This window comes from Xanthomonas arboricola pv. juglandis (genome assembly GCF_001013475.1).
GTDB classification, from domain to species: Bacteria; Pseudomonadota; Gammaproteobacteria; order Xanthomonadales; family Xanthomonadaceae; genus Xanthomonas; species Xanthomonas arboricola.
Map to the genome: position 1 here is coordinate 1135506 of NZ_JZEF01000002.1, position 21049 is coordinate 1156554.

Consider the following 21049-nt stretch of genomic DNA (forward strand, 5'->3'; position numbering starts at 1 on the left):
TTTGCGGTGGCGTGACCCGGGGATTACAGTTCCCGTCACGCGCGACTTGTTAAAATTCAGATAATCTCTACGGATTAGACAGCCGGTTCAGCGTCTGTCTGCATTGTTCATCCAGACTTCGCATATGACCCAGCAACGCACTCTCAAGAACACCATTCGCGCCACCGGCGTCGGCCTGCACAGCGGCGACAAGGTGTACATGACGCTACGACCGGCTCCGGTCGATCATGGCGTGGTGTTCCGGCGTGTGGACCTGGAGCCGATCGTCGAAGTCCCAGCCGATGCCGAACTGGTCACCGAGACCACGCTGTGCACCGGCCTGACCTGCAATGGCGCCAAGATCCAGACCGTCGAGCACTTGATGTCGGCACTGGCCGGCCTGGGTGTGGACAATGTCATCGTCGAACTGTCCTCGGCCGAGCTGCCGATCATGGACGGTTCGTCCGGCCCGTTCGTATTCCTGCTGCAGTCGGCAGGCATCGTCGAGCAGAACAAGGCCAAGCGCTTCATCCGCATCAAGCAGACGGTGGAAGTGCGCGAGGGCGACAAGATCGCGCGCTTCGAGCCGTACGAGGGCTATAAGCTCGGCTTCACCATCGAATTCAACCACCCGATGATCCCGGCCAAGCAGTCGCGCCAGGAAATCGAATTCTCCACCTCGGCCTACGTCAAGGAAATCTCGCGCGCCCGCACCTTCGGTTTCATGCGCGACCTTGAATACATGCGCGAGCGCAATCTGGGCCTGGGCGGTTCGATGGACAACGCCATCGTGCTGGACGAGTTCCGTGTCCTCAACGAGGACGGCCTGCGCTACACCAACGAATTCGTGCGGCACAAGATCCTGGACGCCATCGGCGACCTGTACTTGGCCGGCGGCGCCATTCTGGGCGCCTACGAAGGCTTCAAGTCCGGCCACGCGCTCAACAACAAGCTGGTACGTGCACTGCTGGCGGATCAGGCCGCCTGGGAATGGGTCAGCTTCCCGGAAGGCACCGTGCAACCGCCGGTCACCTACGCCAGCCCCGTCTACGCCTGATGTCGGGGAATGCCGCAGTTGGCGTTCGAAGTGTGAACTGCGTCGGATTACCGGCCCGTTCTTAACTTTTATTTAAGACTTCTCTAACTCCTGCGTGGCTGAGGCCCGCTAGGATGCGTCGGGTCGTGCGCGGTCTTCGCAATTCTTTCACGCTGCGGCGGCCGCTTCGCACCAGCGGCGCGGTGCTCACCTTTTGGTGGGTGGAACATCCTGCAGGGAGGCCAGCGCATCGCGCAGGCCCCTGTGCGTGGCCTCCGAGACGGGGCGCGGACGCTCGCGATTCTGCTGCATTGGGGAATGCAGCGGGGTGGTGGTGGTCTTGATGGTCACTGCGGTGGCCTTCAGTCCGATGGATCGGGCGGCATCCAGTAATTGGGTCTCGGCAAGTCGCAACTTGGCATGCCAGACAGGTGAATCAACCAGAAAAACGAGCTGTTCGTCTCTGACATTGGCCAGCCGGCAACGGGTGACCAGATGAGGCGGTAACAGGGGGCGCAACTGCCGGTCCAGCGCATCGAGCCACAACGCTCGGCGCAAGGGGTCGCCAGCCTTTTCACCCAACGCGGCCTCGATGGCCGGTTGTGGGACGGAAGGGTTGCGTGCGTTGGACTTGGGCTTGGACATGACACTCATATGGCGTTGAAGAAAGTTGTAATCAAATCTCGCGAAACCCGGGCGCAGCGGTTGGCCCGCCAGTTCCAGGGCTTTGCCGCGGATCGACCGATGGTAGTCCTCGGCGCCGTGCTTGGGCTGGGCATGTTGATCGGCATCGGTGCCAGCACCGCCACCGGCATGGTGACCAATTCCGCGTTGCAGGCCAAGGTTGCCCGGCAGCAGGCCGAGCTGGCCCAGGCGCAGCGCGCCTCGCAGGCGCAGGTCAACGCACTGGCCGCGCGCATGGGCGAGCTGCAGGCGCAGGCCACCCGTCTCAACGCATTGGGCGAGCGGCTGACCAAAATGGGCAAGCTGAAGGACGGCGAGTTCGATTTCGACGCCCCGGTCGGCGTCGGTGGCGGCGATGAGCCGGTCAGCGACATGCCGGTCGAGTCGCTCAAGCAGACGCTGGGGCAGGTCGAACAGCAGTTCTCCGCCTCGGGCCAGCAACTGAACGTGCTGGCCGCGCTGATGTTCGATCATCAGCTCGAACAGAATTCGGTGCCCTCGCGGATGCCGATCCGCAACACCTACATCACCTCCGGCTTCGGCGGCCGCGCCGATCCGTTCGACGGTGGTTCGGCCTTCCACAAGGGCGTGGACTTCCACGCCAACGTGGGCGACCCGGTGATGTCGGTCGCCGACGGCGTGGTCAGCTATGCCGGCGTGCGCGGTGGCTACGGCAACGTGGTGGAAGTGGACCATGGCAACGGCTATGTGACCCGCTACGCGCACAACTCGCGCCTGGTGGTGAAGGTGGGCGATCTGGTCCGCGCCGGCCAGCAGGTGGCCCGGGCCGGATCCAGCGGCCGCTCCACTGGCGCCCACGTGCATTTCGAGGTGTGGGCGGACGGGCGGGTGGTCAATCCGCGCAAGTTCCTGGGCGATACCAACACGCCGGTGGGCCGCCGCGGGCGCGGTTGACGACGGCGCGGGCGGCGCTTGATTCGTGAAGGCCCGCCCCAAGCTACAATAGGGTGTTGCCATCGACAGGGCGCAGTGCGCCCTGTTTCGTTTACGGCGGCCGGGTCTTGGGGACCGGCGTCGGTCAAACCGTTCCTTTTCAACCGGTTTCTTCAATGATCAACAGTCTGCTTACCCGTGTCTTTGGCAGTCGTAACGAACGCCAGCTGCGCCAGCTCAACCGCCTCGTCACCCAGATCAATGCGCTGGAGCCGACGATCGAGAAGCTCTCCGACGCCGAGCTGCAAGCCAAGACCCCGGAGTTCAAGCAGCGACTTGCCGCCGGCGAGTCCCTGGACAAGATTCTTCCCGAAGCCTTCGCGGTGTGCCGCGAGGCCAGCCGCCGCGTGCTCGGCATGCGCCATTACGACGTGCAGCTGATCGGCGGCATGGTGCTGCACCTGGGCAAGATCGCCGAGATGCGCACCGGTGAAGGCAAGACCCTGGTCGCCACGCTGCCGGTGTACCTCAACGCGCTGCAGGGCGAGGGCGTGCATGTGGTCACGGTCAACGACTACCTGGCGCGCCGCGACGCCGCGCAGATGGGCAAGCTGTACAACTGGCTGGGCCTGAGCGTGGGCGTGGTGTATCCGGGCATGCCGCATAGCGACAAGCGCGAGGCCTACGGCAGCGACATCACCTACGGCACCAACAACGAGTTCGGTTTCGATTACCTGCGCGACAACATGGCGCTGTCCAAGGCCGACCGTTACCAGCGCAACCTGCATTACGCGATCGTCGACGAAGTCGACTCGATCCTGATCGACGAGGCGCGTACCCCGCTGATCATCTCCGGCCCGGCCGACGAGTCGCCGGAGCTGTACATCCGCGTCAACCGCATCGTGCCGCAGCTGACCAGGCAGGAAAGCGAAGAGGGCGAGGGCGACTTCTGGATTGACGAGAAGGGCAAGCAGGTGCATCTGTCCGAGGCGGGCATGGGCCACGCCGAAGAACTGCTGATGCAGGCCGGCATTCTTGAAAATGCCGAAGACGGCCTGTACGCCGCGCAGAACCTGAGCGTGGTGCATCACCTCAATGCCGCGCTGCGCGCGCATGCGATCTATCAGCGCGACGTGGACTACATCGTGCGCGATGGCGAGGTGGTGATCGTCGATGAATTCACCGGCCGCACGCTGAGCGGGCGGCGCTGGTCCGACGGCCTGCACCAGGCGGTCGAGGCCAAGGAAGGCGTGCCGGTGCAGCGCGAGAACCAGACGCTGGCCAGCATCACCTTCCAGAACCTGTTCCGCATGTACAAGAAGCTGTCCGGCATGACCGGTACGGCCGACACCGAAGCCTACGAATTCCAGAGCATCTACGGCCTGGAAGTGGTGGTGATCCCGACCAACCGCCCGACCGTGCGCAAGGACCATCCGGACCAGGTGTTCCTCAACCGCAAGGGCAAGTTCAACGCGGTGCTGGCCGACATCGAAGACTGCGCCAAGCGCGGCCAGCCGGTGCTGGTGGGTACCACCTCGATCGAGACCTCGGAGATGCTGTCCGAGCATCTGCGCAAGGCCGGGGTCAAGCACGAAGTGCTCAACGCCAAGCAGCACGAGCGCGAAGCCACCATCGTGGCCAATGCCGGCCAGCCAGGCGCGGTGACCATCGCCACCAACATGGCCGGTCGCGGTACCGACATCGTGCTGGGCGGTTCGCTGGAAACCGAGCTGCATGCCATGGGCGACGACATCAGCGACGAGCAGCGCCTTGCGGCCAAGACCGAATGGCAGCGTCGTCACGATGCGGTCAAGGCGGCCGGCGGCCTGCACATCATCGGTACCGAGCGGCACGAGTCGCGCCGTATCGACAACCAGCTGCGTGGCCGTGCCGGTCGTCAGGGCGACCCGGGTTCGTCGCGCTTCTATCTGTCGCTGGAAGACAACCTGATGCGCATCTTCGCCTCGGACTGGGTCCAGAAGGCGATGCGCATGATGGGCATGAAGGAAGACGACGTCATCGAAGACCGCCTGGTCAGCCGGCAGATCGAAAAGGCGCAGCGCAAGGTGGAAGCGCACAACTTCGACATCCGCAAGAACCTGCTGGACTTCGACGACGTCAACAACGACCAGCGCAAGGTGATCTACGCCCAGCGCGACGAATTGCTGGATGCCGAATCGGTCAAGGACAACGTCGACGGCATCCGTGGCGATGTGATCTACGACCTGGTCGCACGCTTCGTGCCGCCCAACTCCGTCGATGAGCAGTGGGACCTGAAGGGCCTGGAAGCCACGCTGGAATCGGAGCTGGGCATGCCGCTGGCGCTGAGCGAGATGGCACGCACGCAGGAAGAACTGGATGCCGAGCAGATTGCGGCCAAGGTGCAGGCAGCGGTGGATGCGCACTTTGCCGAGAAGGAAGCGGCGGTGGGCAACGACACCATGCGCGCATTGGAGAAGCACGTGATGCTGACCGTGCTCGATCAGGGCTGGAAGGAGCATCTGGCCAAGATGGATTACCTGCGCCAGGGCATCTATCTGCGTGGCTATGCGCAGAAGCAGCCCAAGCAGGAATACAAGAAGGAAGCTTTCGAGCTGTTCTCCGAGATGCTGGAGAACGTCAAGCGCGAAGTGATCAACCTGCTGGCGCGCGTGCGCATCCGCAGCGAAGAGGAAGTGGCCGAGCTGGAAGAGCAGGAGCGTCTGCAGGCGCAGGCGCGTTTGATGGCCTCGCAGTTCCAGCATCAGGACGCCGGCAGCTATGGTGCCGACGAGGAAGTGGAACAGATGCAGGGCGGCAACGCTCCGGTGCCGGTGTCGCAGGTGACCCGCGACGAGCCCAAGGTGGGCCGTAACGATCCGTGCCCCTGCGGCAGCGGCAAGAAGTACAAGCATTGTCACGGTCAACTCAGCTGAGCTGAGTTGACCGTGGCGCAGCCCGCGAAGCGGGCTGCGCCACGGTCCTTGCTTCCGATCCCCGCGCCTTTGGCGCGCCCCCTTACCAAGGGGGCTCTGCTTACGGATGGGATCCTGAGGGGGTCTTGAAGCAGGAAAGGGGATATCGCAGACCGGGTACGAGGCCACGCTCAGGTTTCGCCGCCTTTGGCCAATTCCCTGCGAAGGCATGGCTTGCATCGTTGCCAGGCAACAACGGGACACCAACCGCATAGACGCTGGAAGCGTCCGGCGAGCTGCCTTGCGGTGGGCCTCGGCACGGCAGGCCAGCCACGCGTTGTCCATTTCTTGTGGCGCCAACGGCGCCTTCCGCATGCAGGCGTCTCCGCCGGTGCCACTGCGGGGCGTATGCTCGATCCACATCCTGCGTGGAGTGCGGTCATGGCGCTGCTGTCCAGCCAGCAATTGAAGGTGTTCGTGCCTGCGCGCGACTACGCGGTGTCGCAGCGGTTCTATCGCGCGCTGGGCTTCGTGCAGGAGGACGAGGTAGGCAATGTGACCTGCTTCCGGCATGGCACGCATTGCGCATTCCTGCTGCAGGATTTCTATCTGCGCGAACTGGCCGAGAACCTGATGCTGCACCTGTGGGTGGACGATGCCGATAGCTGGTGGCAGCACGTGCACGACACCGGCTTGGGCGCGCAGTTCGGGGTGAGCTGCAGCGCGCCGGAAGATCGGCCATGGGGCGCACGCGATTTCACCTTGCACGATCCCAGCGGCGTGCTCTGGCGCATCGGGCATCCACTGTAGACGTGAATCGGGAATCGGGAATGGGGAATTGCAAAGGCGGGCATGGTGCGTGCTTCAACCGATTCCCGATTCCCGAATCTCCATTCCCCGCCTTCAAGCGATTGCACTGAACGGCTCACTCGCGGCACTCTTGTGCCATGCCTGATTCTCTAAGATCCATCCACGTCGTTGCCGGCGTGATCACCGACGCCCGCGGCCGCATCCTGCTGACCCGCCGTACCGAAACCCGCGACATGCCCGGCCTGTGGGAGTTTCCGGGTGGCAAGCGCGAACCTGGCGAAACCTCCGAACAGGCATTGGTGCGCGAACTCAACGAAGAGCTCGGTATCGAGGCACAGGTCGGCGAGTGGCTGATGGACGTGCCGCAGTTGTACCCGGACAAGCGGCTGCGCCTGGAAGTGCGCCACATCACCGCATGGAAAGGCAGCCCGCGCGGCCGCGAAGGCCAGGCGATGACCTGGGTGGCCGCCGACAAGCTGATCCGTTACTCGATGCCGCCGGCCGATGTGCCGGTGGTCGGTGTGCTGCGCCAGCCCGACCGCTATCTGATCACGCCCGAGCCGGACGACGACGCGCTGTGGCTGGAAGGTCTGGAGCGTGCGCTGCAGGAAGGCATCACGCGCATCCAGTTACGTGCGCGGCAGGCCGAACCGGCGCGCTGGCAGGCCTTGCTGCAGCAGGTGATGCGCCTGCGCGGCCGTGCGCGCGCGCAACTGCTGCTCAACCGCGACATCGCACTGGCCAGTGAACTCGGCATCGGCGTGCACCTGGGTTCGGAGCAACTGGCCAGCCTGCAGCAGCGCCCGTTGCCGGCCGAGCAGCCGGTCGCCGCTTCCTGTCACGGGCTGGAAGACCTGCGCCACGCCCAGCGTCTTGGCTGCGATTTTGCGGTGCTGGGCCCGGTGCAGGCGACCGCGTCGCATCCGGGTGCAATACCCCTGGGATGGGATGGATTCGAACGCTTGCGCGAGCAGGTCTCCTTGCCGATCTACGCACTCGGTGGCATGCAGGTCGACGACCTGCGCGAAGCCCGTTCGCATGGCGCGCAAGGCATCGCGGCGATTCGCGCGCTGTGGCCGCAGTGACCCTGCAGTCAGCGATCTTGGTAGTGTTCGGCGGATTGCCGGGCGTCGGCAAGAGTTCCATTGCCCAGGCGCTACTGACGCAATGCACTGCGTTTTATTTGCGTATCGATACGATCGAGCAGTCACTACGCGAAAGTGGTGCGCTCGCCAACGATGTTGGAGCAGCCGGCTACATGACCGCCTACGCACTTGCCGAGGCCAATCTGCAGCAGGGTCACGTGGTGGTCGCCGATTGCGTGAACCCATTGCCGGTCACCCGTGAAGCGTGGCGCGATGTAGCTCGTCGTGCACGGAGCCGCTTGCTGGAGATCGAGGTAGTGTGCAGCGATCGCAACGTGCATCGGCAGCGCGTGGAATCGCGGCAAAGCGACGTGGTCGGATTGCGCGTGCCGGGGTGGGCCTCGGTGCTCGCGCATGACTACGTGGCCTGGACCGAGCCGCACTGGGTGATCGACAGCGCCGTGCTGAGCCCGCAGCAGGCGGTCACGCAGATCATGGGCCGGCTTGTCGCATAGCCTGCAGGCGTTACCTATGAGGCATGAGGTTCGGGGTCTCTGAGCCGATACGCTCACTGCCTAGCAGCCAACACCACCATCGTCACCATCACCGATTGCCGGGGCAATGCGCCGTCGCATGTACTTGCCGCTGCAATCCGCTCACGCCGGGCGCTGCGCTAAAACGTCACCCAGAAGCAGTTGTACTGCCGGCGCAGCCGCAACACGCTGCTTGCGGGCGCACCGCTGGCGAGGTTCTGTTCCAGGCGCAGGCCCCAGGGGCGTGGGCGGCTTGGCGGTGCCGGGAGTGGGGCGTCGGTGGCGCTGCCGTCCAGGGATGGAGCCGCTGCCGTGCCGGCATCGGCTTCCCGGGTCGGCGGATCGCGTTGCGGGTACATCGGGACGATGTCCAGCAACGGGCGTTGCACGATCGCCTCCAGCCGGCTCAGCACCTGGTTGGCAGCGGCGTCGGACTGGCCGCTCCACAGGTAGAGGCTGGAGAGCCGATTGACGTCGCGGCTGTCCACCGCCAGTTGCAGCAACGACACCAGTTCGCTCAGCCGGCGCGGGCAGCCGTAGCGATGCAGGCCGGTGTTGCCTTGCGTGCGCGCGGCCGGCGGCGCGCGCGCCGCAGCGCCGACATCTTCGCAGCGGCGGTCGGTGAACATGGTCTGCCCGTCCGCTGTCACGCAGCGACGGATCTCCTGCGCCTGCACGCGCGTGGCCGGGCACAGGCAGAACAGCAGTAACAATGGCAGCAGGAGGCGAGGCATCGGCGCAGCGTAACGGGGCCTGCGTGAGCCGGCGAGCAACGCGCCGGGACCGAAAGAGCTTGCACGGCGTTTGTGCATCACGCGCGCGCTTGCCGGTGATGTGCCCGCATAGAGATGCCCGCCGAGGGCATGGTTTCGAGCGGCTGGCTCAGCGCCCGAGCAGCTGCAGCACCTGCGTGGTCGGTTTGGCCAGGTTGAGCGTGTAGAAGTGCAGGGCCGGCGCGCCGCCGGCGATCAGGCGCTCGCACAAGGCCGCCACGACGTCCGCACCGAAGGCGCGCACCGCATCGGCATCGTCGCCGTAGGACTGCATCTTCTTGCCGATCCAGCGCGGGATCTCGGCACCGCATTGTTCGGAAAAACGCCGCAACTGCGAGAAATTGGAGATCGGCATGATGCCGGGGATGATCGGGATCTCCACGCCCATGCGCTGCACGGCGTCGCGGAAATGAAAGTACGCGTCGGCGTTGTAGAAATACTGGGTGATTGCGGCATCGGCGCCGGCATCCACCTTGGCCTTGAAGTAACGCAGATCGCTCAGCGCGTCGGTCGCCTGCGGATGGGTTTCCGGATAGGCACCGACTTCGATCCGGAACGCATCGCCGTGCTCGGCGCGGATGAAGGCGATCAGGTCCGAGGCGTAACGCAGGTCGCCCGGATGGCCCATGCCCGAAGGCAGGTCGCCGCGCAGCGCGACGATGCGGGTACAGCCGATCGCGCGATACAGCTTGAGCAGCTCGCGGATCTCCTGGCGGCTGCCGCCGACGCAGGACAGATGCGGGGCGGCTTCGAAACCGTGCTTCTGCTTAAGGTGACGCACCGTCTCGGAGGTATAGCTGAGCGTGGAGCCGCCGGCACCGAAGGTGCACGACACGTACTCGGGCGCGTAGCCCTTCAACCTGGCCGCCGTGCGGTCCAGCTGTGCGCGCTGGTCGTCGGTCTTGGGCGGGTAGAACTCGAAACTGAGATGCGTCATCGCGGCGGGTCCGGCGGATCGTGTCAGCATAATATCGCTTCATCGCGATGAATGCATATTTGGTTGCGGGTGTCCTGCATTCGGTTACCTCGCGTGCTGTCAGCGGAATGACGGCGCGATCTGCGGGGACCTGCAGGCGCTTGCCGCGCGGCGGCGAGCGAAGCCTCGCATCGACTAGGTGAATCGCTTCTGTTGCAGCACTGGTTCCACGCGTAGTGCCGGCCATCGCGTCATTGTCTGCCGTGAGTTGTGGAGACGGTGGTTGCGCCGCGCCTGCGTGCCATGTCGCGACCGGGCTTGCGCCGGACGTTGACGCAGGCAGCTCTACACTGGGCGCACTTTCTACGGAGTGCTGCGCATGAGCGATACCACGATGACTGCAATCGCCATCCGCGATGGCAAGGGCGATGCGGATGCACTGTACGCCAGCGAAATGCCGCGCCCGCGTCCCGCGCCGGGGCAGGTGCTGATCCGCGTGCATGCGGCCGGGATCAATCGTCCCGATCTGTTGCAGCGTGCCGGCCACTATCCGCCGCCGCCCGGTGCGCCGCAGACGCTTGGGCTGGAAATCGCCGGCGAGATCGTGGAGGCGGCCGGTCGCTGGAAGGTCGGCGATCGGGTGTGTGCACTGCTGGGCGGTGGCGGTTACGCACAGTACGCAGCGGTCGACGCGCGGCATGTGTTGCCGATTCCGCCGGGCATGGATCTGGTGCACGCTGCGGCACTGCCGGAAACCATTTTCACCGCCTACACCAACCTGTTCGAGCATGGCCGGCTGGCGGCTGGCGAGTGGTTGTTGCTGCATGGCGCCACCTCCGGGATCGGTGTCACTGCGATTCAAATGGCCAAGGCCGCCGGTGCGCATGTGCTGGCGACCGCGCGTTCGGCGGGCAAGGCAGCGCAGGCGCGCGAACTGGGCGCCGATGTGGCGATCGATTCCACCACCGAATCGTTTGTCGCCGTGGCCAAAGCGCACGGTGGGGTGGATGTGTCGCTGGACATGGTGGGCGCTGCGGTGTTCGCCGACACCCTGGAGGCGCTCAACCCACGCGGGCGCATCGTCTACATCGCCTCGCAGGCCGGCTCGACCATCGAGGTGCCGATCCCGCTGCTGATGCGCAAGCAGGCCATCCTCACCGGCTCGACGCTGCGCCCGCGCAGTGCCGACGAAAAGGCGCGTCTGGCGGCGGAAGTGGAGCGCGTGGTGTGGCCGTGGATCGCGCAGGGCAAGCAGCGCGTGCTGCTCGACAAGCGCTTCCCGCTCAACGAAGCCGCTGCAGCGCATCGCTATCTGGAGCAGGGCAGCCACCTGGGCAAGGTCGTGCTGGAAATGTGACTGCGCCTGGTGGCCTGCCCGGTATGCGCGTGCGTGTCAGGGAGATGCGCTGCGCATCCTCGTTAAACGCCGAACAACTTCGCACTGCGCAGAGTGAATGGTCATACCTGGTCGTAACAATCGGCAGCAGGTGTACTCACTCTCGACAGCGAAGGAATCAAATGACGCGGACCTCTTTGGGCATTGCGTTGCTGGCATCCACCGTGACGGTATGCAGCGCGGGCACCGCGTCTGCGGCAACGTCGGAGCTGCCTGTCTCCAGTCGGTTGCCAGCGGTCAGCGCCAGTGTGCCGATGGCCCCCGAGCGCATCCTGCAGGTCAGTCTCGTGCTCAAGCCGCGCACGGATGCAGCCGCGCAGCACGCAGCGATCGAGCAATGGCTGATGCGCGATGCGGCCGACCCGCTACTGCGTGGCACGCTGGACAAAAGCGCCGCGGCTGCCACCGACGACATCGTCCAGGTCAAGGACTATCTGCGCAGGTACGGCATCACCGATGTGCAGGTCGTATCCGACGGTCGCGTGTTGCAGGCCAGCGGCACGGCGGCGGCGTTGCAGTCGGCATTCGCGGTGACGCTGCGTACTGGCAGCATCGATGGGCGTGCGGTGTACTTCACTCAGAATGCGATCGCGCTTCCTGCCGCATTGCGGCCCATCGTGCAGGGTGTGGTGGGGTTGGATAACCGCAGTGCTGCCAGATTGACCCCCCGCTCGATGGTGCCCGCCGATGCGCGTGTCGTTGTCGATCAGGGACTGCACACAAACGCGGTCGTTGTACGCAGCACAAGCGCCTCGGAAGTGGTGCGGCACAGCGTGGAAGAGCTCGGTAGCGCCTATGGCGCGAATGCGCTTGCACCTGCCAGCAGCGTCGTCGGTGCCATTATCGCGTCCGGCAATCTGGAAAACACGCTGCTACGTCTGCAGCACTTCCAAACGCTGCACGGCCTGCATACGCCGGTCAAGGTAGTGACCGTGGGCGACCCGGCAGCGCCGGGCTTCCGCTCAAGTGCGGATAGCAAGACCAACGAAAGCGAGTGGGACATGGACACGCAGCTGCTGGTCGGCAGTGCCGGCGGACTGAAGCAGTTGATCATCTACAACATCCCGGACCTTTCGTGGAAAAGCATGGCCGATGGCCTGGCGCGTGCCGCCGACGACAACCTGGCGCGTGTAGTCAGCATGTCGATCTATGCGTCCGAAACCGAAGTGAACGACACCATCTTCCAGGCAATCGATGCCAGCGTGTCCAAGGCGGTCAAACAGGGACAGAACATCCTGATCTGCAGCGGCGACGATGGGATCTATCAACCATTGAGCGCGCGTGCGCGTGCGCCTTACTACGACAGCCTGCAAGGTCATCAGGACCAGCGCCAGGTCGCGTTTCCCGCCTCAGACCCATATGCAATCGCGGTCGGCGCCACAGAACTGCAGACCAAGACCGGTAGCGCAGGCACCTATGCAGCGGAGCGCGTGTGGAATGCCGGAGTGGGCCGCCAGATCAGCCAGGGCGGCTTGAGCAGGGGCGCCGACGCGCCGCAGTGGCAGAAGACCGCGATCGCAGCGCAGGTGAGTTCCGGACGCCGCGCGGTGCCGGACGTCAGTTTCAACGGGGCTTTTTCCAGCAGCGCGGAGATCCTGTTGACCGATGCGCAAGGCCGGGAGTTTCTTGGATACGTCTGGGGCACCAGCGCTGCCACGCCGACCTTCGCCGGCTATGTCGCCCGGCTGCTGCAATCGCATCCGAATCTGGGCTTCATCGGCCCGCAGATCTATCGCTACGCAAGTCAGCGCGGTGATGCGCAGCGCAAACATGATGTGCTGGCCGGAACCAATGGCCTGTATGGCGATGGGTATGTGGCCGCAAGCGGCTGGGACTTTACGTCGGGTTGGGGCAGCCTGGATATCGCCGATTTCGACCGTTTTCTGGCGCACGCCTCACCCTGATCCTGCGCCGCTGCCGTGCAGTGCGGCGCCGAGACGATCGGCGCCGCTCCGCATGCAAAAGATGCCAGCAGTCACAGCGTGGTGTCGACCACCGCTTCGATGTGGTGCCCGTCGGGGTCGATGACGAACGCGGCGTAGTAATCGTCGCCGTAATCCGGCCGCAGACCGGGCGCGCCGTTGCAGCTGCCGCCATGCTGTAGCGCGGCCAGATGAAAGGCGTTAACCGCGCTGGCGTTCGCTGCGGCGAATGCCAGATGGAAGCCGGCACCCGGCGCACACTGCGTTACCTGGCGCTGCTTCAACGCCAGGCTGTCTTCGCCGCCGGGCCCGGCCGTAGCCGACCGCCTGATCGAGCGTGCCCGGCTCCAGATCGGACCACACCCGCATATAGCCGAGCGCCCCGAGCACGGCGTCGTAAAAGGCCGCCGATGCTTCGATCGTGCCAACGCCCAGCGAAACGTGATGCAACATCGAGGCAATCCTTCAGTGACGATGGCACGGTGGTGTGCCGCGGCGATCGTGGTCTCCGCAGGCGCTTGCGTCAATTGGCGGGTCAGCAAGTGTCGCCATGTCGCATCTGCTTTCTGATCCAACGCTGTGTCCCGCCTGGTGAAGGCCGCGACCAGCGCATTCGCAATGCTGCGGCCGCAACGATGCGGCAATGGACGTCCCAGTAAGGCCACCCGCTGCGCAGGTATAGCAAAACAAGCAGGAGCGATGTCTCGCAGCGAGCCGCACCCTGACCGTACACTGCGTCCTCGCGTGCAGGGCTGCGGAGCTGCATTGCGCCATTGCCGCGTCGGCCCTGCGTACTCGCTTGCTTCCTGCAATCGAAGCGGCGCCGTCACTTCCACATCAGCACGAAGGTTTCGATGAAGCATCCAGACGCATTGCGCATTGCCCTTGTCGGTATCGGCAAGATCGCCCGCGACCAGCACGTGCCCACCATCGCCGCGCGTGCCGATGTGCAGCTGGTGGCCACCGTGAGCCGGCATGGCACGGTCGATGGAGTGCCGGCCTATCACAGCCTGGAAGAGGCCTTCGCGGCGCATCCGCAGATTGAAGCGGTGGCGCTGTGCACGCCACCGGTCGGGCGGCACGCGCAGGCACAGGCAGCGCTGGCCGCCGGGCGCCATGTGTTTCTGGAAAAACCCCCGGCCGCCACCCTGGCCGAGATCGACGATCTGCGCGCGTTGGCGCAGCGTGCGCAACGCAGCCTGTTCACCAGCTGGCATTCGCGGTGTGCCGCTGCTGTGGAGCCTGCGCGGGCGTGGCTGGCCGACAAGCAGATCCTGCGTGCGCATATCACCTGGAAGGAGGACATTCGCCATTGGCACCCGGGCCAGGACTGGATCCTGGAGCCGGGCGGCATGGGCGTGTTCGACCCCGGCATCAATGCGCTGTCCATCATCACGCATCTGTTGCCGCGCCCCTTCGCGCTGCGCGAAGCAGAGTTGCACATGCCGGAAAATCGTCAGGCACCGCTGTACGCCAGGCTCGGCTTTGTCGATACCGCAGAGGTGCCGGTGACGGCGGAGCTGGATTTTCTGCAGACCGGCCATCAGCGCTGGGATATCGAAGTGGACACCACCGATGGCCTGCTCATGCTCAGCGAGGGCGGGGCCAGGCTCAGTATCGATGGCCAGCCGCAGCCAGTGGAGGCCGCCGGCGAGTACGACGGCTTGTACCGGCGTTTCGTGCAGCTGGTGCGCGCCGGCGAATCGGAGGTGGATGTCACCCCGTTCGTGCATGTGGCCGATGCGTTCATGCTCGGCGCGCGCAAGGTCACCGCGCCATTTGCCTGGTAGCCGGTCGCACCATCCAACGTGTTGCAGCATCCACAACACCGGCGATAAGCCGGTGTTTTCCTGTGTCAAAGGCCGGGCGTCTTTGCGCTCGGGCTCCAGCCACGCAGCGGACGCCTCGTGCTGGCCCGACAGCTCAGCGGCGCCACATGCGTGCGCCGCGCGCCGGCAGCGTGAAAGTATAGGAGCCGCTGGAAATGCGCACCACGCTGCCCGAGCCCAGTGCATCCACATAATCCGCATTCCAGTACAGCACGCTGCCATTCATCGCCACGGTGCTGGTGACCGGATTACCGCACTTGTTGATGCCGACGATGCCCAGGCTGCCGCGCCGGAACAGCACATGGCAGGAGCTGGACGACAGCACCTGCATGTCGCTGCCTTGCACGCCGTTGTGGAAGCCGATCATGCGGCGCAGGTCGTCGCGCAGATAGGCGTTGACCCAGCGGTTGTCGCCGCTTTCGTTGTTGTCGGTGTAGACCATCGGCATGCCGCCGTTGCGGCCGATCAGATACGCGTATGCCAGCGTCTCGTCGACGGGGTCGAGGATGGCGTAGCGGAAGCCGGCATTGTTGGGGATGTCGTGGGTGACGGCGAAGGTCAACGCGCGATTGCCCGGCAAGGCCTGTCCGGTGGAGGCGGGATCCACCAGCTGCTGCAGGCTGGCGCCAATGGCGAATGCATTGCGCACCGCGTTGAACAACGGGAAATCGTAGGCCGCATGCGGCGTGGACTGCAGGTACGGCGCCAGGAACTGGTCGTAATCGCCATTGCCGCTGCCGCCGCCGGTGATCACTTCGCCGAACACGTACACGCCGGAACGAATGCCCGCATCGAAGACCCGATTGAGATGGTCAAAGCTCATGTGCTTGGCCGCATCGACACGGAAGCCGGTCACACCCAGGGCCTTCAGCGCTTGCAGATAGGCGCGCTGCTGCTGCACCACCCAATCGTTGCCGACCAGGTCGGGCAGGCCCGGATCGCTGCCGCCACCGCAGATGCGATAGGTGCGCACCTGGTAGGCGTCGTTGTAGTTGGTGATGCACTGGGCCGGACCGAAATCGCTGGCGCTCAGGAAATTCGATTGCAAGGTGCCGAACAGGCGCAAGGTGTCATAGCGGCCTGGATTTGCAGCGTATTGCGCGAGCACGGCGCTGCCGGGGTAGTTGAGATCCGAGCGTGTCGCGGCCTCGTTGGCCATGTGGTTGAGCACCACATCGGCATAGGTTTCCACACCGTTGTTGGCCAGCGCCTGCACCATGCGCGAGAACGCGGCGGTGTCGCCCAGCGGGCCATCGATCACGCGCAGATCCTGCGGCTGGTAGCGCGCCCACCATGCGCTGCCTTGCGAGCGATAGGCGGGAGCGACCAACACCTTGCGGTAGCCGGCGTCGGCAATCTGCTTGGCGCGTGCTTCCACGGTGGCATACGGCCAATTGAAGGCGTGCAGGATCACATCGGCCTGCACATTGGCGGTGGTCAGCAACAGCACCAGCGCGGCAAGCAGCAGCCGCGAGCTGCGTTGAAGCCGTGAGGGTGAGGGTGGGGATGGAGTGTGCGTATCGCGCATCGGATGGATCTCCAGTCGGTAAGCGCGAGCACACGCATGCTGTGCGATGCCCGCATCAAGGCCTCCGGCCCCTGTTCCGGAAAGCGCGCGCACGGCGTGCAGCGCGCGGTGATGCTAAGCGTGCATCGCGGCGCAACATCGCTGTTGTGCATACGTATTCAATGCGAGTACCTGCAAAAATCCCGATGCAGGTCGCGCTTTGCGCGGTGCCGGTGGATCGCGGTACCGCGGTACGGCGCGGTGCTGCAGCCGGCGCGGGCTTGGGCAGTCAGGCTGGGTGGCGCGGGGCGCGGTAAACTGGGCGCACATTCACCGGTTCCCCTCCCATGCGCAATCCGCTGCAAGAACAACTGCTCAAGGCCGGCCTGGTCAAGAAGGCCCAGGTGGACAAGGTCGCGCGTGAGCAGAACAAGCAGCGTCATGCCAAGGGCGCGGCCGTGGCACCGACCGAGGTCGATAAGGTGGACGCGGCGCGGCTACAGGCCGAGCGCGCCGAACGCGATCGCGCGCTGGCCGAGGAACGCAAGCTGCAGCTGCGGCGGCAGGAAGTGCTGGCCCAGGTCCGGCAGATCGTGGAGACCAACAAGGTCAAGCGCGATGGCGAGATCGACTACCGCTTCAACGACGGCCGCGTCATCCGCAGCGTGCTGGTCAATCCCACGCTGCGCAGCCAGTTGGCCAGCGGGGCGCTGGTGATCGTGCGGCATGGCGATGGCTTCGAGCTGATTCCGCGCGCGGCCGCCGACAAGGTCTACAGCCGCGATGCGGACACTGTGGTGCTGGATCATGGCCGTAGCAGCGCCCCGGCACCGACAGACAGCGACGATGACTATTACAGCCAGTTCAAGGTGCCGGATGATCTGATCTGGTAAGTGGCCGCGTGCAAGGCTGCACGCTACCCTGGCGGTCTTTGCCGCCTCCAACACTGCCATGTCGATCGTTCTAACGCAGTTCGCCCGTACCCGCCTGTTCCCGCGCGGTGGTCGCGGCAACGCCATCCAGGACTGCACACCCGAGCAGTTCATCCAGCGGCTCAATGACGAAGCGCCGGTACGCGTGATCGAAGGCTATGCGCCGTTCTGTCGGTTGCACGTGCACCGCAACTGGACCTCGACCCGCTGCCTTACCGCGCCGATCACCGGCGACAATCGTCACTTGCTGCGTTCCGGCTACGAGGCGCGCAGTACGCAGGAACTGGCCGTGCTGGTGCGTTGGTTCGAAGGTGTCGAGCCACCGGTGGCCGCATATCTGCTGCCTATCCTCTACAGCCGCGATCAGTTGGCCAAGGAAGGCACACCCATCGATGCAGACTGGGGTGTGGTCGGTTGTCTCTACACCGCACAGCCGGACGAAATTCCGATGGCACCGATCACCATGTTGCGCAATGCCTTGGGCGTGGAGGAGGGCGGCTCGGGCACGCCGCTGGACCGCGATGCGTATCGGCGTAGCGTCGCGTTCTGGGAACGCAATGCCAATTGGCGTGGGTGAGCGTGTCGCTCCGACGCGCGTTCTTGTCCGCCAATTAAATCGCGCGTGATGCGTGTATTTTCCACATCCATCCTGACTGCCAGTGCCGCGACGTACGCCGTGGATGCGTGCTAGGTTGCCGCCCTGCATGTAATGGATTGGAGAATCGCCATGTCGTTACAAGTGCTTGGTGCTGGCCTGGGCAGAACTGGGACGCTGTCGCTGAAGTTCGCGCTGGAACATTTGGGATTTGGACCCTGTTATCACGCCACGGAGGTCGCCGCGAACATGCGGACGGCGCTGCCGCTGTGGAATGCTGCCGAAAGCGGTGCTGCAGACTGGTCGGCCATCTTCGGCGGCTACCGTTCGAGCACCGACCATCCTGGTTGCTATTACTGGCGGCAATTGATTGAGGTATATCCGCAGGCCAAGGTCGTCTTGACGGTGCGCGATCCCGACAGCTGGTTCGAGTCGGTGACCCAGACCATCCTGATGCCGGGCAGAAAGAGCACCTTCGTCGGCCCCGAAGGCGATACATTCAGTACGTTTCTGAAACAGCAGATGGGTGGGCGCAGTCAGGACCGCGCCTTCATGGTCGACTACTTCAATCGCTGGAATCAGGCAGTGATCGACACGGTGCCAGCCGATCGGCTGCTGGTGTTCTCGTCTCGGCAAGGCTGGGCGCCACTGTGCAGCTTCCTCGGAGTGCCGGTGCCGGACAAGCCATACCCACATTTGCACGCACGGCCGCGGCTGCGTTGGTTTACGCGCGGCTTGCGTCTGCCGAATGACGTTGCCGCACGCGAGCGGCATGTGCGCGAATATCTGCAGTGCCTGCGCGAAGATTTGTTCGGATAAACGCACATTGCACTTCTTATTTTGCGACGCATGCCTGGCAATTTGATTTTTAAAATAAAGTATCAGCCATAATGTTGATTCGGTCATATGATTATTGCTAGCCTGAATGAGGCGAATGTCAGAATTCGCCATTTCTGAAACTTCCAGAAGAGGTGTGCGTGATGAAAATTGTCAAAACCATGCTGTCACTCGTGTTTTCGAAGATTCTAAAAATGTTCGGTCCGCGCAAGGTGGCGTATATCTATACGCAGTAACTGTCATGCCATGGCGGGCTTGGCCGGATGGCCCGCAAGCACGCGCATCGTCGGCGACGGCGCTGCGCGCTGCGCAGGTCAACGGTGGCCTGCAAGTACAGTGTGCGGATGTGCAGCGGTGCGTTACGTATTGCTGGGCCTTGGGGCAAGGCGCGCCATGCGGATCAAGCGGCTGCGAGGTGTTCACGCGTGCACTTCGATGAGCCCGATGCGATGACAACCGACAGGACGCCGATGTGGGCATGCCCTCCAAGCAGCGCGAATATCCCAATCGCTTTTTCGACTCTACAGTCTGGAACGACTTCGCCTTTCGTGACGACGATGTCGTCATCGCCAGCTATGCCAAGGCAGGAACGACCTGGGTGCAGCAGATCGTCGCGCAGCTGATCTTCGGCGGCGCCGAGGAGATCGAGGTCTCGCGGCTGTCGCCCTGGTTCGACTCGGTGTATCCGGACAAGGCTACCAAGCAGCGACTGCTCGCCGAGCAGCGCCATCGCCGCTTCGTGAAAACGCATCTGCCCGCCGATGCGCTGGTGTTGTCCGAACGTGCCCGCTATCTCTACGTTGGCCGCGATGCGCGCGACATCGTGTGGAGCCTGTACGACCACCAGCAGGCGGTTAGCGCGGATGCGCAGGCGCGTCTGGATGCTGAGCCGTCCAGCAACGGTAAATTGAAGGTCATGCCGCCGCCCATGTGCTCGGTCGAGGACTATTTCCAGACCTGGATGCGCGCGGATGGTGCGCCGCTGTGGCCGTTCTGGGAGGGCGTGCGTTCCTGGTGGGTGTTGCGCGATTACGACAACGTGCTGCTGGTGCATTACGCCGCGTTGCTGCACGACTTGCCCGCGCAAGTACGGCGCATTGCCGCATTCCTTGAGATCCCGCTGGATGCTCAATGTTGCGAGCGCGTGCTGGCGCACTGCAGCCTCGACTACATGCGCGCGCATGCGGCGCGCTACGTTCCACAGGGTGCCGGTTTCTGGCGCGACGGTGGCCAAGCCTTCTTCAATCAAGGTCTCAACGGGCGGTGGCGTGACCGACTGGCGCCGGCAGTCGATGCGGCGTATCGGCAGCGTGTTGTCGCCGAGCTTGGCGCCGAGTGCGCGCATTGGCTCGCCACCGGCGATGTTTCGTCGGCGGCACACGCGACGACCGGGATGGTTGCGTAGGGTGGCTCGCGAGTCTTTCGTGGAGAGCGGTATGGATGCATCGTCAGCGCACGCGTACGATCGGGTGTCGCAGTACTACGATCGCCTGAGGGACCACTGGGCCGCTGCCAGTGCAGCGCAGTGCGTGCAGGCCCTGGCAGCACTGGTCGGCAGTGGTACGGCGCTCGAGTTGGGGGTCGGCACCGGCAGCATTGCGCTGCCGCTGGCGGCTGGCGGCGTGGCAGTCTGCGGCATCGACAACTCGCCTGGCATGTTGGACATGCTACGTGCCAAGCCCGGTGCCGAGCGACTGACCCTGGTCTGCGCCGATTTCGTCGATGTCCCGGTCGCCGGGCCGTTCGACCTGATCTATTCGGTGTATTCGCTCGGCTATCTGTTGACGCAGGACGAGCAGTTGCGTTGCCTGCGCGCAGTGCGCGAGCGCCTGGCAACGTCCGGCGTGTTCGTCCTGCAGACGATGGTGCCGCAGGCGGAGACGTTGCTGGCGGACGGCAAGGTGAGGCCGTTGGAGGTGCCGCCTCTAGACGAGGGCGACGTGCCGGTGATACTGATGTGCTCCAGCGCCGATCCGGCCCTGCAGCTGATCCAGCAGCGCATCGTGATGATCGGGGAGTCGGCCACCCGCACCTTCAACGATCGCTATCGTTACGTCTGGCCTTCCGAGCTGGATCTGATGGCACGGATCGCCGGCTTGCGCTTGCGAGCCAGATGGGGCGATTGGAGCGGGCAGCCCTATACCGCGCGCAGCCGTAGCCAGATATCCCTGTATGCACCTGCCGCCATGGATGCGGACGAGGCGAACGTACGCGGCTAACGTTGCCGTCGGCGAAGATCGGCCAACGGCGGCTGCAGCAAGTGCCATCGTGTTGGTGGCCTTGGCGCTGCGCGGTTTGCCACTTTCGGCCGACCACAGCAAGCGACGACGCACAGCGCGACGCATGCGCGGATTCAGCTTCGACGCCGCGCTGATCGTGTCCTTGATGCACAACGGGCGCCTTGCGGCGCCCGTTGATTCACCATAT

The 21049-nt window shown here is 64.4% G+C and carries 18 protein-coding genes and 1 pseudogene; 14 read left to right on the forward strand and 5 right to left on the reverse strand.

Going from position 1 to position 21049, the window contains the following annotated elements; genetic code table 11:
* Positions 1 to 124 precede the first annotated feature (124 nt).
* Complete coding sequence (lpxC, locus tag XARJCFBP2528_RS10185) at positions 125 to 1036, forward strand: UDP-3-O-acyl-N-acetylglucosamine deacetylase (RefSeq protein ID WP_016902189.1); 912 nt, start codon at positions 125 to 127, stop codon at positions 1034 to 1036.
* Positions 1037 to 1222: 186 nt separating this feature from the next.
* Here lpxC and XARJCFBP2528_RS10190 read toward each other — a convergent pair whose 3' ends face one another.
* On the reverse strand, positions 1223 to 1669 hold the full coding sequence (locus tag XARJCFBP2528_RS10190) for a DciA family protein (protein WP_016902190.1): 447 nt from the start codon (positions 1667 to 1669) through the stop codon (positions 1223 to 1225).
* Between XARJCFBP2528_RS10190 and XARJCFBP2528_RS10195 the strand changes: the two genes are divergently transcribed.
* The 5 genes from XARJCFBP2528_RS10195 to XARJCFBP2528_RS10215 all read left to right on the forward strand — a co-directional run bounded on the left by XARJCFBP2528_RS10195 (position 1670) and on the right by XARJCFBP2528_RS10215 (position 7897).
* Positions 1670 to 2614, forward strand: a complete 945-nt coding sequence (locus tag XARJCFBP2528_RS10195) for a M23 family metallopeptidase (protein ID WP_026064242.1) — start codon at positions 1670 to 1672, stop codon at positions 2612 to 2614.
* Positions 2615 to 2769: 155 nt separating this feature from the next.
* Positions 2770 to 5508 (forward strand): preprotein translocase subunit SecA, encoded by a 2739-nt coding sequence (gene secA, locus XARJCFBP2528_RS10200; protein ID WP_016902192.1) that lies wholly within the window; start codon positions 2770 to 2772, stop codon positions 5506 to 5508.
* A gap of 420 nt (positions 5509 to 5928) precedes the next feature.
* Positions 5929 to 6297: a VOC family protein gene (locus XARJCFBP2528_RS10205; protein WP_016902193.1), complete on the forward strand. Its 369-nt coding sequence runs from the start codon at positions 5929 to 5931 to the stop codon at positions 6295 to 6297.
* Positions 6298 to 6434: 137 nt separating this feature from the next.
* The gene (locus XARJCFBP2528_RS10210) at positions 6435 to 7382 is read left to right on the forward strand and encodes a Nudix family hydrolase (RefSeq protein WP_026064243.1); all 948 of its coding nucleotides are present in this window, start codon (positions 6435 to 6437) and stop codon (positions 7380 to 7382) included.
* A 2-nt stretch (positions 7383 to 7384) separates the two neighbouring features.
* Positions 7385 to 7897 (forward strand): P-loop nucleotide/nucleoside kinase family protein, encoded by a 513-nt coding sequence (locus XARJCFBP2528_RS10215; protein WP_026064244.1) that lies wholly within the window; start codon positions 7385 to 7387, stop codon positions 7895 to 7897.
* Positions 7898 to 8055: 158 nt separating this feature from the next.
* Here the strand turns inward: XARJCFBP2528_RS10215 and XARJCFBP2528_RS10220 are convergent, their stop codons facing one another.
* Together XARJCFBP2528_RS10220 and metF are read right to left on the reverse strand one after the other, a co-directional pair.
* Positions 8056 to 8727 (reverse strand): hypothetical protein, encoded by a 672-nt coding sequence (locus XARJCFBP2528_RS10220; RefSeq protein ID WP_047124639.1) that lies wholly within the window; start codon positions 8725 to 8727, stop codon positions 8056 to 8058.
* A 70-nt stretch (positions 8728 to 8797) separates the two neighbouring features.
* Entirely contained in the window at positions 8798 to 9625 is an 828-nt protein-coding gene (gene metF / locus XARJCFBP2528_RS10225; protein ID WP_016902197.1) for a methylenetetrahydrofolate reductase [NAD(P)H], read from the reverse strand.
* Positions 9626 to 9983: 358 nt separating this feature from the next.
* Here metF and XARJCFBP2528_RS10230 point away from each other — a divergent pair, with 358 nt between their 5' ends.
* Complete coding sequence (locus XARJCFBP2528_RS10230; RefSeq protein ID WP_016902198.1) at positions 9984 to 10961, forward strand: NAD(P)H-quinone oxidoreductase; 978 nt, start codon at positions 9984 to 9986, stop codon at positions 10959 to 10961.
* Between the two features lie 161 nt (positions 10962 to 11122).
* Positions 11123 to 12904 (forward strand): S53 family peptidase, encoded by a 1782-nt coding sequence (locus XARJCFBP2528_RS10235; RefSeq protein ID WP_026064246.1) that lies wholly within the window; start codon positions 11123 to 11125, stop codon positions 12902 to 12904.
* A gap of 71 nt (positions 12905 to 12975) precedes the next feature.
* Here XARJCFBP2528_RS10235 and XARJCFBP2528_RS10240 read toward each other — a convergent pair.
* Positions 12976 to 13375, reverse strand: a pseudogene (locus XARJCFBP2528_RS10240) (VOC family protein).
* A 401-nt stretch (positions 13376 to 13776) separates the two neighbouring features.
* Between XARJCFBP2528_RS10240 and XARJCFBP2528_RS10245 the strand changes: the two are divergent.
* Positions 13777 to 14712, forward strand: coding sequence for a Gfo/Idh/MocA family protein (locus XARJCFBP2528_RS10245; protein WP_016902202.1), 936 nt, complete (start codon positions 13777 to 13779; stop codon positions 14710 to 14712).
* 133 nt (positions 14713 to 14845) lie between these two features.
* Here XARJCFBP2528_RS10245 and XARJCFBP2528_RS10250 read toward each other — a convergent pair whose 3' ends face one another.
* Positions 14846 to 16216: an alpha-amylase family protein gene (locus XARJCFBP2528_RS10250; protein WP_026064247.1), complete on the reverse strand. Its 1371-nt coding sequence runs from the start codon at positions 16214 to 16216 to the stop codon at positions 14846 to 14848.
* Between the two features lie 389 nt (positions 16217 to 16605).
* Here XARJCFBP2528_RS10250 and XARJCFBP2528_RS10255 point away from each other — a divergent pair, with 389 nt between their 5' ends.
* The 5 genes from XARJCFBP2528_RS10255 to XARJCFBP2528_RS10275 all read left to right on the forward strand — a co-directional run bounded on the left by XARJCFBP2528_RS10255 (position 16606) and on the right by XARJCFBP2528_RS10275 (position 20841).
* Positions 16606 to 17151, forward strand: a complete 546-nt coding sequence (locus XARJCFBP2528_RS10255) for a DUF2058 domain-containing protein (protein ID WP_016902204.1) — start codon at positions 16606 to 16608, stop codon at positions 17149 to 17151.
* Positions 17152 to 17209: 58 nt separating this feature from the next.
* Positions 17210 to 17767: a DUF3228 family protein gene (locus XARJCFBP2528_RS10260; RefSeq protein ID WP_016902205.1), complete on the forward strand. Its 558-nt coding sequence runs from the start codon at positions 17210 to 17212 to the stop codon at positions 17765 to 17767.
* Between the two features lie 150 nt (positions 17768 to 17917).
* Complete coding sequence (locus XARJCFBP2528_RS10265; protein WP_026064248.1) at positions 17918 to 18604, forward strand: sulfotransferase family protein; 687 nt, start codon at positions 17918 to 17920, stop codon at positions 18602 to 18604.
* 490 nt (positions 18605 to 19094) lie between these two features.
* Positions 19095 to 20027, forward strand: coding sequence for a sulfotransferase domain-containing protein (locus XARJCFBP2528_RS10270; protein ID WP_026064249.1), 933 nt, complete (start codon positions 19095 to 19097; stop codon positions 20025 to 20027).
* Positions 20028 to 20058: 31 nt separating this feature from the next.
* Positions 20059 to 20841 carry a class I SAM-dependent DNA methyltransferase gene (locus tag XARJCFBP2528_RS10275; RefSeq protein WP_016902209.1) on the forward strand — a complete coding sequence of 261 codons (783 nt, stop codon included), beginning with the start codon at positions 20059 to 20061 and terminating at the stop codon, positions 20839 to 20841.
* Positions 20842 to 21049: the final 208 nt, after the last annotated feature.

Coding starts and splice junctions, on each gene's coding strand:
- lpxC (WP_016902189.1), top strand. CDS start 125: ATGACCCAGCAACGCACTCTCAAGAACACCATTCGCGCCACCGGCGTC.
- XARJCFBP2528_RS10190 (WP_016902190.1), bottom strand. CDS start 1,669: ATGAGTGTCATGTCCAAGCCCAAGTCCAACGCACGCAACCCTTCCGTC.
- XARJCFBP2528_RS10195 (WP_026064242.1), top strand. CDS start 1,670: ATGGCGTTGAAGAAAGTTGTAATCAAATCTCGCGAAACCCGGGCGCAG.
- secA (WP_016902192.1), top strand. CDS start 2,770: ATGATCAACAGTCTGCTTACCCGTGTCTTTGGCAGTCGTAACGAACGC.
- XARJCFBP2528_RS10205 (WP_016902193.1), top strand. CDS start 5,929: ATGGCGCTGCTGTCCAGCCAGCAATTGAAGGTGTTCGTGCCTGCGCGC.
- XARJCFBP2528_RS10210 (WP_026064243.1), top strand. CDS start 6,435: ATGCCTGATTCTCTAAGATCCATCCACGTCGTTGCCGGCGTGATCACC.
- XARJCFBP2528_RS10220 (WP_047124639.1), bottom strand. CDS start 8,727: ATGCACAAACGCCGTGCAAGCTCTTTCGGTCCCGGCGCGTTGCTCGCC.
- metF (WP_016902197.1), bottom strand. CDS start 9,625: ATGACGCATCTCAGTTTCGAGTTCTACCCGCCCAAGACCGACGACCAG.
- XARJCFBP2528_RS10230 (WP_016902198.1), top strand. CDS start 9,984: ATGAGCGATACCACGATGACTGCAATCGCCATCCGCGATGGCAAGGGC.
- XARJCFBP2528_RS10235 (WP_026064246.1), top strand. CDS start 11,123: ATGACGCGGACCTCTTTGGGCATTGCGTTGCTGGCATCCACCGTGACG.
- XARJCFBP2528_RS10245 (WP_016902202.1), top strand. CDS start 13,777: ATGAAGCATCCAGACGCATTGCGCATTGCCCTTGTCGGTATCGGCAAG.
- XARJCFBP2528_RS10255 (WP_016902204.1), top strand. CDS start 16,606: ATGCGCAATCCGCTGCAAGAACAACTGCTCAAGGCCGGCCTGGTCAAG.
- XARJCFBP2528_RS10260 (WP_016902205.1), top strand. CDS start 17,210: ATGTCGATCGTTCTAACGCAGTTCGCCCGTACCCGCCTGTTCCCGCGC.
- XARJCFBP2528_RS10265 (WP_026064248.1), top strand. CDS start 17,918: ATGTCGTTACAAGTGCTTGGTGCTGGCCTGGGCAGAACTGGGACGCTG.
- XARJCFBP2528_RS10275 (WP_016902209.1), top strand. CDS start 20,059: ATGGATGCATCGTCAGCGCACGCGTACGATCGGGTGTCGCAGTACTAC.